8 protein-coding genes and 1 pseudogene are annotated in these 11,621 nt (G+C 69.4%); 2 read left to right on the forward strand and 7 right to left on the reverse strand.

Annotation, left to right across the window (positions count from 1 at the left end):
* From AC16DP_RS16325 to AC16DP_RS16340, 4 genes and pseudogenes are all read right to left on the reverse strand, one after another.
* The gene (locus AC16DP_RS16325) at positions 1 to 1,026 is read right to left on the reverse strand and encodes a ribonuclease T2 family protein (RefSeq protein ID WP_329727184.1); all 1,026 of its coding nucleotides are present in this window, start codon (positions 1,024 to 1,026) and stop codon (positions 1 to 3) included.
* A gap of 218 nt (positions 1,027 to 1,244) precedes the next feature.
* Positions 1,245 to 2,246 (reverse strand): annotated as a pseudogene (locus AC16DP_RS16330) (glycoside hydrolase family 6 protein); the annotation flags it as partial.
* The gene (locus AC16DP_RS16335; protein ID WP_414640685.1) at positions 2,247 to 3,866 is read right to left on the reverse strand and encodes a mucoidy inhibitor MuiA family protein; all 1,620 of its coding nucleotides are present in this window, start codon (positions 3,864 to 3,866) and stop codon (positions 2,247 to 2,249) included.
* A gap of 1 nt (position 3,867) precedes the next feature.
* Positions 3,868 to 6,078 carry a DUF4139 domain-containing protein gene (locus tag AC16DP_RS16340; RefSeq protein WP_329727183.1) on the reverse strand — a complete coding sequence of 737 codons (2,211 nt, stop codon included), beginning with the start codon at positions 6,076 to 6,078 and terminating at the stop codon, positions 3,868 to 3,870.
* 131 nt (positions 6,079 to 6,209) lie between these two features.
* On the opposite strand from AC16DP_RS16340, the gene AC16DP_RS16345 reads away from it, so the two are divergent.
* Complete coding sequence (locus AC16DP_RS16345; RefSeq protein ID WP_329727182.1) at positions 6,210 to 7,973, forward strand: NAD-binding protein; 1,764 nt, start codon at positions 6,210 to 6,212, stop codon at positions 7,971 to 7,973.
* Positions 7,974 to 8,039: 66 nt separating this feature from the next.
* On the opposite strand, the gene AC16DP_RS16350 is transcribed toward AC16DP_RS16345, so the two are convergent.
* Together AC16DP_RS16350 and AC16DP_RS16355 are read right to left on the reverse strand one after the other, a co-directional pair.
* Entirely contained in the window at positions 8,040 to 8,507 is a 468-nt protein-coding gene (locus AC16DP_RS16350; RefSeq protein WP_047862654.1) for a MogA/MoaB family molybdenum cofactor biosynthesis protein, read from the reverse strand.
* A gap of 172 nt (positions 8,508 to 8,679) precedes the next feature.
* Positions 8,680 to 8,997 (reverse strand): Rieske (2Fe-2S) protein, encoded by a 318-nt coding sequence (locus AC16DP_RS16355; RefSeq protein WP_329727181.1) that lies wholly within the window; start codon positions 8,995 to 8,997, stop codon positions 8,680 to 8,682.
* A gap of 126 nt (positions 8,998 to 9,123) precedes the next feature.
* On the opposite strand from AC16DP_RS16355, the gene polX reads away from it, so the two are divergent.
* A complete protein-coding gene (gene polX / locus AC16DP_RS16360) occupies positions 9,124 to 10,881 on the forward strand; it encodes a DNA polymerase/3'-5' exonuclease PolX (RefSeq protein ID WP_414640686.1) in 1,758 nt (585 codons plus the stop codon).
* Between the two features lie 25 nt (positions 10,882 to 10,906).
* On the opposite strand, the gene AC16DP_RS16365 is transcribed toward polX, so the two are convergent.
* Entirely contained in the window at positions 10,907 to 11,617 is a 711-nt protein-coding gene (locus AC16DP_RS16365) for an immunity 52 family protein (protein WP_329727179.1), read from the reverse strand.
* Between the last annotated feature and the right edge of the window lie 4 nt (positions 11,618 to 11,621).

An 11,621-nucleotide genomic window follows, 5' to 3' on the forward strand; every position in this document is an offset into this window, starting at 1 on the left:
TCAGTCCTTGCCCGAGCGCTCGATGTAGATGGTGTCGGTGTTGCAGTTGCTCGTTTTCGAGCCCATCCGCGGCGCGCCCTGCGTCATCTTGGCGATGTCCGGGCTGGGAACGATGTCCCGCGGCAGGCTCAGCCGAACCTCCTGCAGGAACCGCCCTCCCGCGCACAGCAACTGAATCCGCTGCTCCACGTCGGGGCCGAGCTCACGCCGCACGTCGGCGAAGAAGTCGCTCACGCTCATCTCCTTGCCGATGTTGGAGCGGATGAACTCACCGATCGCGGAACGATCGACGAGCTCGGTCAACTGCTTGATGGTGAGGAAATACTCATCATCCTGCCGGGCCTGACAGGTGCCGTGCTTGTCCCATTCATGGGTGGCGAAATCCGTCCCGAACATGAGGTTCGGCATCCACGGCCCCACCTCCGCCAGGGTGTCCTCGGAGAGCGAGAGCGGAACCTGCCGGCAGTCTCCGTAGCGGGTTCCACAGGACTTCTTGTTGGGCCACAGCCCATGGATCGTGAGGTGCGAGATGGAGAGCTCACCGCTCTGGAGCGCCTGGCACTCCGGTTTCGTTCCGTGGAAGCTGGCGTGTTCGCAGAAGCCGGGCTGCCAGCTCATGGAGAGCACGTTGCTGTCGTAGGTGTTGGCGGTGTGGCACTGGGCCCGCCCGCCGGGTGTCTCTTGCTGGGGCGGTTTGACACCGGGCCCGGACGGACCGGTTTCCCCTGGAACGAGCTGGACCACGCCGCATTCCTTGGACACCCACCGGCTCGGCTCCCGCACGTCCGGGACGTTGACGCGTATCCAATCCCAGTTCTGCTCGTTGAGCTCCTCGATGGCATAGCTCTGTCCCGGCTCCAGCCGGACGAACCCGGGATTGGTGCCCTTCTTGAAGGACTTGAAGGCCTCACAGGAGCGCACGGCCTCGAAGGTGCCGGCGGCCCTCACGGAAGCGAACGCATGGGCCGAGAACGAGATGGCCAACAGGGCCAGGATTCGACGAGGGAAGAAATGCCTGGTTGCCATATGAAGACCCTCCACGACGAGATGTACGTCAAGGTGGCTTCGACAGGAGTGTGTCAACAATGCCCTCCCGGTACTCCCCTCGTGCTCATGGCATGACAACGGGACCCACCCTCAGGGCAGGAGACATCGCCCTGGAGGGTGGGTCCCAGATGACGGAGTTACACGTTCCGGTTCGAGTGACCGCCGTTCACGTCGCGCGGAACGTTTCCTGAGCCGGCTCAGGTGCCGTGGATGAGCCGCCAGGCGAGCTCCGGGTCGAACTGGCCCGCGGGCGTCCCCGGGGCGATGCCGCACTGGCCATCCGAGTCGCCGGGGACCTTCACCCACAGCAGCAACTCCGCGCCACCGCCCGCCTGCGTCGGAGTCCCCAGCTTGCGTCCGGCCGGGTTGCACCACTCCCCGTTGGAGCCATTGCCGTTGCGGCTGGTGTCCACCGCGAAGGGCCGGGTGTAGCCGTAGCGGCTGGACAGGGCGGCGTTGACCGCGTTGCCGTAGGTGACCGTCTCGGACGTGGTGTAGAAGTTGGAGACGTTGGCCACGAAGCCCCGGATGTTGCCCACCCCGGCCGACTGCAGCCGCTGCGCCATGGTGTCGGGTGCAATCCACCGCGCGTTGCCTCCGTCCATGTAGGCCCACGTGTTGGGCGCGCGATCGCGCAGTTGCTCGGTGGCGTAGCGCAGCAGATCCAACCGGGTCTGCCGGTCCCAGTCGCTCGGCAGGCAGTCGAGTTGGGCCAGTGCATCCGGCTCGATGAGCACGATGGCGGGACGGGCACCGAGGCCCGAGACGAAAGCGGAGATCCACGAGCGGTAGGCATCGGGAGAGCCCGCGCCGCCGCCCGAGTGACTGCCGCAGTCACGGCCGGGGATGTTGTAGGCCACCAGGGTGAGCGAGATGTCGTCGAGCCGGACGGTAAGGGCACCACGGCCGCCCAACTGGAAGGTCACCTGCCCCTGAGCGGAGCTCACGGACGAGGTGAAGGGGAACGAATAGCGCCGCGACGTGCCGTCGAGCGCGACCTGCTTGCTCAGGGTGGCCGTGTAGGGGGCGCTGTCCAGTTGCACCGTGGTGAGGATGCTCACGCTCGCCGAGGCGGAGGCGGTGAAGGACAGGGTGTACGTCTGGCCGCTCACCAGCGGGAGTCCACTCTGTCCAGCCATCGCGCCCCAGGCGTTGGTGGTGCCGCTGGCGGCGTCGAGCCGCCACAGGCCGTTCTCGACTCAGGCGCTCTGCACGCCCGGTGCCGTGGAGACCTTGAACACCAGGTGCAGCCGGGCATGACCGTTGGCGGGCAGCTCGACCTTCCATGTGCAGAAGCCGTTCTCGTCGAGCACCGGCACGCCGCTGGTCTTCTCGCGGTCCAACTCCACCTTCACGTGCTCGATCTCCGACACGGGCAGGCGCTCGGAGACCGCCACGGAGCGCGCGCTCCCCGACAGGTTGGAGAGGTAGAGGGTGAGCCGCATCGTGGTCTCGTTCCACTTGCTCACCGGGTGGAGCTCGCTCTCCCGCTTCGCCTCGCGCTGGATGCGGATGGACTCCTCCGGGCCGAAGCTCAGCTCGAACTTCTCCTGGGGCGCCACGAACAGCGTCTGGGTCCAGCCCACGAAGCCGTTCTCCTGCAGCAGCTCCACCGGCCCCGCCAGCACCGGGTTGGGCGAGGTGTTGCGCGCCACCGCCCGCAGGAACACCTGCGTCTCCAGCTCCGGGAAGGCCACGAGCGACGACTCCGCCTCGGCCTCGAAGGTGAAGAGCGGAATGATGTGGGGCCTCCCATCCGAGACGATGGTGTTCCGTCCGGGCGCCCTCAGGTTGCGCGTCTCCCCGCCATCATCCACGCCGGGCAGATCCAGGGCGGAGGGTGCCGCCGGAGCGGCCCCGCCCGAGGCAGGCGAACTGCCCAGTCCGGCCTTCTGCACCTGGACCTGCCGGGCCTGCACCACCACCGTCTCGCTCTTCTTCTTCACGGTGAGCAGGTCCGCCTGCAGCAGGGGCGGCTCGATGCCCAGCGAGGAGCGCGCCGTGGAGAAGCGCAGCTCCGCCTCCTTCCAGTCCTCGCCGGTGTCCTGCCAGACCGCGGCGGACGAGGCGAAGAGGATCCGCTTCCCCTCCAGCAGGCGCGCCGAGTGCAGCGGCCGCCACAGGGCGTTGGGCACCACGTAGTGGATGCGGACCTCCACCTCGCCCTCGGCCTCGGCGAGCACGTCCACCTCCAGCCAGCCCACCACCTGCTGGTCCACGCGAGCCATCGCCTGACGCTGGCGCGTCACGGCGGCGATCTCCTCGGCCAGCCGCTCCGCGGTGAAGGTGGCCTTCAGCGCCGCCTCGCGCAGCTGGCGGGCCTTGCGGAACAGGGAATCGAACGTGTCCTGCCACTGGGCCGCGGCACCCATGCCCCACCCCGCGTCCTCGGGAATCTCCGAGGCGCCGAGCACCAGCATCCGCTGGACGCGATCGAAGCGAGCACGGGCGCGGGCCTGGTCCTCCAGCACCTGCTCGCGCTCGCGCCGCAGGGCCTCGATGCGCTCCTCGAGCACCCGCGCCGCCTCGGGCTTGTCCGCCATCCGGATGCGCAGGCTGCGGCGGACGCGCACGTCCGCCACACGGGCCCGTCCGGAGATGACCTCGGCGCGCAGGGACACGTCCTGCATCACCGGAGCCACGCCCTGGACCACGACGCGGTTCTGCCCCGCGCGCACGCGCACCGTGCCGCCGCGAGTCACCTGCGCCCGATCCTCCAGCAACGTCACGACGCGCACCGGCGCGTCCAGGACGGGAGCCGCCTCGGGGAAGGCGGGCTCGTAGCGCTCCACACCCAGGGTCTGGATGGCCGTGCTCATGTCAGGCCTCCCGGCGGTTGCCGCCGTTGAGCTCGTTGTTGGCATACAGCTTCACCACGTACCGGGCGGACAGCTTGCTCGTCCCGTTGGCGGGGACGGTGAGGCGCCAGCGGCGTCCTCCCTCGAGCACACTGCCACGCTCCTCCTGCGCATAGGGCTCCCACGCGGGGGTGACGGTGCTCTCCTCGACCACCACCTCCGCGTTCGGCGCGGGCTGGGGAATGCGCTCGCGGACCTCGCAGACGATCTCCCGGTCCAGGTTGTTGACGAGGTCGATGAGGATGTCGTGCCACAGCTCCGTCGTCGCGACGATCTTCTCGCCGCTGCGGGCCTCGCTGAAGCGGGTGTTGCGCGCGCAGCGGATGGCCTGCTCCACGCCCAGGCCCAGCTTGAACTCGCCACGCGGGGGCACCGAGGGCAGCGTGGTGGAGAGCACATACTCGCCGCCCACGTAGACCTCGGCCGGGCCCGGCAGCATGGGAGCGGACAGCGGGTTCGTCACCTGCGCCTGGCGGTAGACGTTGCTGTCCTCGCGCGGGACGGCCACGTAGAGGACACTGGACTCGCCGGTGCGCGTGCCCACGGCCACGGAGTGGAAGGTGTTGTCGGACGGGACGTCCACCGTGGCATCGGCCGTGTAGCTGAAGTCGAAGTGGCCACTGGCCGCCCGGACGTCCGAGGTGCCGGCCGGAAGCCCCTGGTGGGCCGCGGCGAGGGCACGCCGCTCGGCCTCCTCCACCGCGGACATGACATCGAAATTCACCTCCACCTGGAACCGGGACAGCGACTCCAGATAGAAGCGCCGCGCGTCGACGGGCTGGAGCCGGTTGCGCATGCTATCGGCCGGCGAAGAGAGCCGCAGGTGGGTGAAGACCACCGCCTCCAGGCCGGCCTGCGAGGGGCCCCCACCACCGCTCGCGGGACCCCCCGGACCCCCGCGCGACACGCCCTTGGAGCGCGCGGGAGCAGGGCGGGCGGCCATGGGCGCGGGAGCCGGCGGAGGTGCCATGGGGTAGGCCGGCTCGTCCATCGCCGCCACCTCCCCCTCATCCGCGGAGACCTCGCTGTACACGGCCGACCTCTCGGCCATGACCATGTCATCGTCCAGTGCGTCGAGGCTCGGGCGCGAGACCTTCTTGCTCCGCCTCCGCTCCTCGCGTTGCTCGATGACGTCACTCACTCCGCCGAAGACGACGCCCTCCTCCAGATCCGAGGGGGCCGCCAGCGCGGGCGGCGAGTACGACGGCATGAACGGCGCCTGGACGGTCAAGGACTGGCGGTCGCGGTCATAGTCGGAGAAGAGCGCGGTGGCGCCCTTCGGGGGCGGGCGGAAACCGGCGCGAGCGGGCAACGGAGGCTGGGCGCGGCCGATGCGGATGGAGGACAGCTCCGGCAGCTCCGTCCAGCTCATGGGGGCGGCGGTGGAGAGCACCAGCTTCACGCCGCGCCAGTCCTCTCCCGAGTCCTGGCAGATGAGGGCACGCGTGACCAGCTCCGCCTGCCGGCAGTCCCGCGACAGGCGGCACTGGTAGGAGGGAACCCAGCGGGCGCCGGGGATGAAATACTCGAGGGAGAGCTCCGCGCGCCGGAGCTCGCCGCCTGCGTGGCGCAGCTGCACGTGGACGGACTTGTGGAGCTCCCGCGCGGTCACCTCGCGCGCGGTGGAGGCCCTCGCCATCCGGGCCTCGAGGTCGGCCACGTCCTCCCTCAGCTTGCGGAGCTGCTCGCGCAGGGCACGCGCCTCCACGAGGCGGGACTGCACCCCGTCCTGGGAGAACTGCTCCAGGGCGAGCCGTGCGCCCAGGGGAGCGGGCGGCGGGGGCTTGCCCTCCTCCGGCTCCGGACGCTCCGGCACGGGGATGCCGGCGAGGATGGACATCTCCCAATCGAGCTGCCGCAGCTGGCTCTCCACGGTCCGCACCTGCTGGCGCAGGGAGCGCAGCGCGGCCTCGTCCACCGTGTCCAGGGGGGCTTCCCGGGGAGGGATCCACAACCCCACGCGCACGTTGGTGGCGGAAAGGTCCGCCTGGGGATTGTCCGTGGACAGCACGCGCACGCGCACGGTGGCGTCGAACAGGGACAGCGGCAGCCGGGGGATCTCCAGCACCGTGGGCGGCTTGCCCCCGGGACAGTCCAGCGAGAGCAACCGGGTTACCCGCGCGCCCTGATGGTAGAGCGTCACGGTGTCGAGGCGGGACTCCACGATGGACATGCACCCTCCCGAAATACGTTGCGCGGCACGCTAGAACGCGGCTCCTCGACCGAGCAAGGCTCCAGGACGTTCCCCTGGCTGCTTCCCACCCGCTCCTTCCGCTCCGGCGGGCGAGGTAGACTCGCGGGCACATGCGACGTCTCCTTGCCTTCCTCCGCGATCATGAGCCCGGAATGGTCGTGGCGTGGGTGCTCTCCACCCTCGGCCTGGGTGTGGTGGGGCTCCGCGACTACCTGGGAGATCCCCTCTTCGGTGCCTCGGACCTGCTCTACCAGTCGGTGCAGCTCTTCGTGCTGCAGCTCCAGGTGCTGCCGGGCAGGACGCCCTGGACGCTCGACGTGGCCCGCTGGTCCTCCGCGGCCGTGTCCTTCTACGCGGTGCTGCGCGCCGGCTCCGTGCTCTTCGCGGGCGAGCTCGAGCGGCTGAGGCTGCGCCGGCTCTCCGGCCATGTGGTGGTGTGCGGCCTGGGGCGCAAGGGGCACCAACTCGCCCAGGACCTGCTGTCCCGGGGCGAGCGGGTCGTCATCATCGAGAAGGACGAGGAGAACGACTCCCTGCTCGCGGCGCGGGAGTCGGGCGCGCTCGTGCTGCTGAGCGCGGCGGCCGACGAGGCCATCCTCCGTCAGGCCCGCGTGGCCCAGGCCGCGCTCCTGTTCGCGGTCACCGGCGATGATGGCGCGAACATCGAGACAGCCCTCGCCGCGCGCCGGCTCGTGCGAGAGCAGGCCCCCGGACGCACCACGCCCCTGCGTGTCCTCGCCCACGTGGGAGATCTCCAGCTGTGCGGGCTCATCCGCGCCTCGAAGGTGCTGACGGGCCCGGAGCCAGTGGAGGCCCAGCCCTTCAACATCCACGAGGCGGCGGCCCGTGTGCTGCTGCGCGACCACCCGCTGGACCGGGAGCGGGTGGGGCCTGGAGACCCGCGCTTCGTGCACCTGTGCGTGGTGGGGTTCGGGCAGATGGGAGAAAGCGTGGCGCTGCAGGCCGCCCGCCTGACGCACCTGGCCAACGGCTCCCGCCTGCGGGTGACGATCGTCGACCGGAAGGCCGAGGAGCGGCGGCAGCGGTTCCTCGGCAGGTGCCCGGGGTTCACCGAGGTGGCGGACCTGGACGTGCTCGAGGGCGACGTGGAGTACGCCGAGGTGCTCACGCGCCTGGAGGCGTGGGGACAGGATCCGCACCGGCTCCTGGACATCGTGGTGTGCTTCGACGACGACCGCCGCGGCCTAGCCTGTGGACTGACGCTGGTGGAGCGGCTGCGCGGACGGCGGGTGCCGGTGCGGGTGCGCATGTCGCACGAGGCGGGGATGTCGGCCCTGGTGCAGGGCGCGGGCGAGGGCCGCTGGAACGGACGGATCAGCGTCTTCGGGATGATCGACCGGCTGTGCAACCGCGAGAGCATCCTGGGCGAGACGTTGGATCTGCTCGCGCGCACGGCGCACACGGACTACCTGCGGCGCAAGCTGGCGGAGGGAGAAGTCCTGGGGGCGCGTGCCTCCCTGAGGGAGTGGCCCGAGCTCGACGAGTTCTTCCGCGAGTCGAACCGTCAACAGGCGGACCACATCCCCGTCAAGCTGCGAGCCGTGGGGTGCGGGCTCGAACCCGCCTCATCGAGCACGGAAGGGTTCGCCTTCACCCCCGACGAGGTGGAGCTGTTGGCGCGCATGGAGCACGACCGCTGGTGCGCGCGGTACCTGCTCGATGGGTGGCGCAAGGGCCCTCGAGATGACGTGGCGAAGACGCACCCGTGCATCGTTCCGTGGGCCGAGCTCGAGGAGACGTACCGGGACAACGACCGGGCCGCGATCCGGCAGATTCCCGAGCTGCTCGCGCTCATCGGCCAGCGCCTCGTCCGGGAGGACTCGGAGGAAGCGAGGCCGCGGCGCGCGGGATGACGCAGCGGACCGGCCAGACCTCGCGCGGAGAGGAAGGCCCGCGAGGCCCGGCCGGAAGTCCGTGGCTCAGCGCGTCAGCTCACGCACCGCGTGACCCAGCTCGGGGAGGATGAGCTTGCGCAGCGCGAGCCGCACCGCCTTCGGCGAGCCCGGGAGCGAGAAGAGGATCATCCCCTGGTACGTCCCCGCGGTGGCCCGCGACATCATCGCCGCGCTGCCGATCTCCTGGAAGGACAGCATCCGGAACAGCTCGCCGAAGCCGGGCAGTGTCTTCTCGAAGAGGCCCTGCAGCGTCTCCACCGTGCTGTCCCGGCGGCCGATGCCCGTTCCGCCGTTGAAGATGACGGCCCGCGCACCGGACTCCTGCGCCTCCTTCAGCATGGCGCGGATGGACTCGGGCTCGTCCTTGATGACGCGGTAGCCGCTCACCGAATGGCCCTCGGCCTCCAGCAGCTCGCGCAGCACCCGCCCGCTCTCGTCCTTCGACTCGTCGCGGCTGTCCGAGCACGTCACCACGAACGTGCTCACGTGCACCGGCGCGTGCGCCTTGTGCTCCGCCACCGGCCCGGAGCCGTGCTCGTGTCCGTGGGAGTGGTCATGGCCGTGGTCGTGGCCATGCTCGTGCCCGTGGGGGTGATGGTGATGCCCGTGACCATGCCCGTGGTCATGGTCGTGATCGTGTCCCTCGTGTCCCATGGCGAGCCTCCTACACGTCCTGGTCGGGCAACTCGACGACCAACTGCCCTTCGGCGATCTCGACCTTCACGGTGGGCTGGTCATCGCACACGCCCGGCGAGGTCTCGTTCTTGCCGGTGTCCATGTCGAAGCCGACCTCGTGGCAGGGGCAGACGACCATGTTCCCCTCCAGGCGGCCCCCGGAGAGCAGACAGCCCGCGTGGTTGCACCAGTCATCGAGCCCCTTGTAGCGCCCGTTGATCCTGGCCACGCACAGGCTGCGCTTGCCCACCTCGTAGCCCCGCATCTCCTTTTCGGCGAAGTCCGCCGGTCCGAGCTTGATCTTCATCGACTCCGTCTCTCGTGGCTCACTGGAATGAACGACCCGAGCCCTTGTATCCCGGCCGGGGCCGGGCGGGGAGTGCTTGTATGTGAACCTCACGTTTCCGCTCGCCTGCACCCCCGTTCCAAGGGCATTACCTTCCCCCCTGTGACGCCTCCCGATAAAGCCGCCGTGGTCCAGGTCCTCCGGGACATCTCGCTCCTCCTCCAGATGAAGGGGGAGAACCCGTTCCGCAGCCGCGCATACGACACCGCCGCCGACCGCATCGCCGGGCTCTCCGACGACTTGGGGGCGCTCGTGCGCGAAGGCCGCCTGAAAGAGCTGCCGGGGATCGGCCAGGCGATCGCCGACAAGGTCTCCGAGCTGCTCACCACCGGTAAGCTCGCCTACTACGACACGCTGCGCGCCGAGTTCCCCCCCGGGGTCCTGGAGCTCGTCCAGGTGCCGGATCTGGGCCCGAAGAAGGCCCTGGCCCTGGCGCGCCAGCTGGGCGTGGACGGGGTGGACGCACTGGAGAAGGCCTGCCGCGAGGGCCGGGTGCGGAAGCTCTCGGGTTTCGGGGAGAAGAGCGAGGCGAAGATCCTCGCGGGCGTGGAGCTGTACCGGCGGACCCGGACGTCCCGGCGGCTGCTGGGAGACGTGATGCCCGTGGCCGAGCGGCTGCTCGAGTCCATCAAGGCCACGCCTGGCGTCATCCGCGCGAGCGTGGGAGGCAGCCTGCGCCGCCGCGCGGAGACGGTGGGAGACGTGGACCTCATCGCCTCGGCGCCGGATGCCAACGCGGTGTTCGACGCCTTCGCCCGTGCCCCCGAGGTGGCCCACATCATCGGCCGGGGCGAGAGCAAGTGCTCGGTGCGGTTGCACGAGAAGGATCTCCAGGTGGACCTGCGCGTCCTGCCGGACGAGGACTTCGCCACCGCCCTGCACCACTTCACCGGCTCCAAGGCCCACCACGTGCGGCTGCGGGGCATTGCCCATGACAAGGGGCTGAAGATCTCCGAGTGGGGCGTGCACCGCGCCGATGGCACCAAGCTGAGCGTGCCGGACGAGGCCGCGCTCTACGCGCTGCTCGGCATGCAGTACGTCCCGCCCGAGCTGCGCGAGGACACCGGGGAGATCGAGGCCGCGCTCGAGGGCCGGCTGCCCACGAACCTGGTCACGCTCGAGGACCTGCAGGGTGCCGTGCACGCGCACAGCACCTGGTCGGACGGGAAGAACTCGCTGGAGGAGATGGCGCGCGCGGCGCAGGCGTTGGGGCTGAAGTTCCTCACCGTCACCGAGCACAGCCAGGCGGCCATCTACGCCGGAGGCCTCAAGGAGGATGACCTGCGCCGCCAGTGGGACGAGATCGACCGCGTCAACGAGACGGTGAAGGGCCTCCGGCTGCTCAAGGGCATCGAGGTGGACATCCTGGAGAGCGGCGCCCTGGACTACTCGGACGGGGTGCTGGAGAAGCTGGAGGTGGTCATCGGCTCCGTCCACGTACGGCACAGCATGGACGAGGAGCAGATGACGCGCCGGCTGCTGGCGGCCTTCGACAATCCGCACCTGCACATCCTCGGACACCCCACCGGGCGGCTCATCCACAGCCGCGAGCCCTACCCCGTGCGCATGGAGGCGGTGCTCGACAAGGCCGCCGAGCGGGGCGTGGTGGTGGAGGTCAACGGCAAGCCGGAGCGGTTGGACCTGAAGACGGAGCACGTGCGCATGGCGCTCCAGCGCGGGGTGAAGCTGGTGGCGAGCTGCGATGCGCACAAGGTGTCGGACCTGGGCAACCTGGCCTTCGCCGTGGCCACCGCGCGCCGGGGCTGGGCGCGGAAGGAGGACCTCCTCAACACCCTCCCCGCCGAGCAGTTCGTCTCCACCCTCCGCAAACTGCGAGCCGCCTGAGGAGGGCCTGAGGCAGCGGGCGGCCCTACGGGTTGTACCCGGTCAACAACCCCGCCCGCTCCAGCAACGTGCGCACCTCGTCGGCCAGGGCGATGTGCGCCGGGTTGCCCACGGTGAAGCGCTCCGGGGTGAGGATGATGAGGGTCCCCTTGTCTTCTACGGATTCGACGCGCACGGGCTCTGGTAGAGGCGGCACCTCCCCACGGTTGCGTGAGAGATACATGAGCCAACCAGTGTAGGGCTTGCTCGCGGGCTCATCTCTCAGATCCTGGTAGGCTTTCGAGAAGACTCCACCATCAGCTGGCTCCCAGGCCAGGACCATCGCGCGAAGCACCTGAATCAGGACTTGCGTGGTGAGTACATGCTCGGCACCTGGTTCCTCCGCGGGCAGGTGGAGAAGACAATTGTTTGGAGGGGGAGTCACAGCAGAGCCACAACTGAGCGCCACCATCCCACCCTGCCCATCCTCCTTGTGCCCCGTCCAAGCACCGAAGCTGAACCCAAACGCCCCCTCATTGTATTTCCTGCTCATGAAGAATCGCAGGAACGTCTCGTAGGTGGGCTCGAACTGGAGTTGCAGCGCTTTTTTGATTGAGTTCGCCTGCTCGAACCAATTCGTGAAGAGGGAGTCACAATCCGAGAGGAGACGAAAGAAGGTCTCCGCGCGTCGTGCGCACTGCTCAGCAGACTCGCGACGCGCCGGCCAATAAGCCCCGGTGTAATAGGTCTCTCTCATGTCT

The organism is Archangium sp., from assembly GCF_057119385.1.

Bases quoted from the DNA above. Each gene is read 5' to 3' on its own strand.
- AC16DP_RS16325 (WP_329727184.1), bottom strand. From the start codon at position 1,026: ATGGCAACCAGGCATTTCTTCCCTCGTCGAATCCTGGCCCTGTTGGCC.
- AC16DP_RS16335 (WP_414640685.1), bottom strand. From the start codon at position 3,866: ATGAGCACGGCCATCCAGACCCTGGGTGTGGAGCGCTACGAGCCCGCC.
- AC16DP_RS16340 (WP_329727183.1), bottom strand. From the start codon at position 6,078: ATGTCCATCGTGGAGTCCCGCCTCGACACCGTGACGCTCTACCATCAG.
- AC16DP_RS16345 (WP_329727182.1), top strand. From the start codon at position 6,210: ATGCGACGTCTCCTTGCCTTCCTCCGCGATCATGAGCCCGGAATGGTC.
- AC16DP_RS16355 (WP_329727181.1), bottom strand. From the start codon at position 8,997: ATGAAGATCAAGCTCGGACCGGCGGACTTCGCCGAAAAGGAGATGCGG.
- AC16DP_RS16365 (WP_329727179.1), bottom strand. From the start codon at position 11,617: ATGAGAGAGACCTATTACACCGGGGCTTATTGGCCGGCGCGTCGCGAG.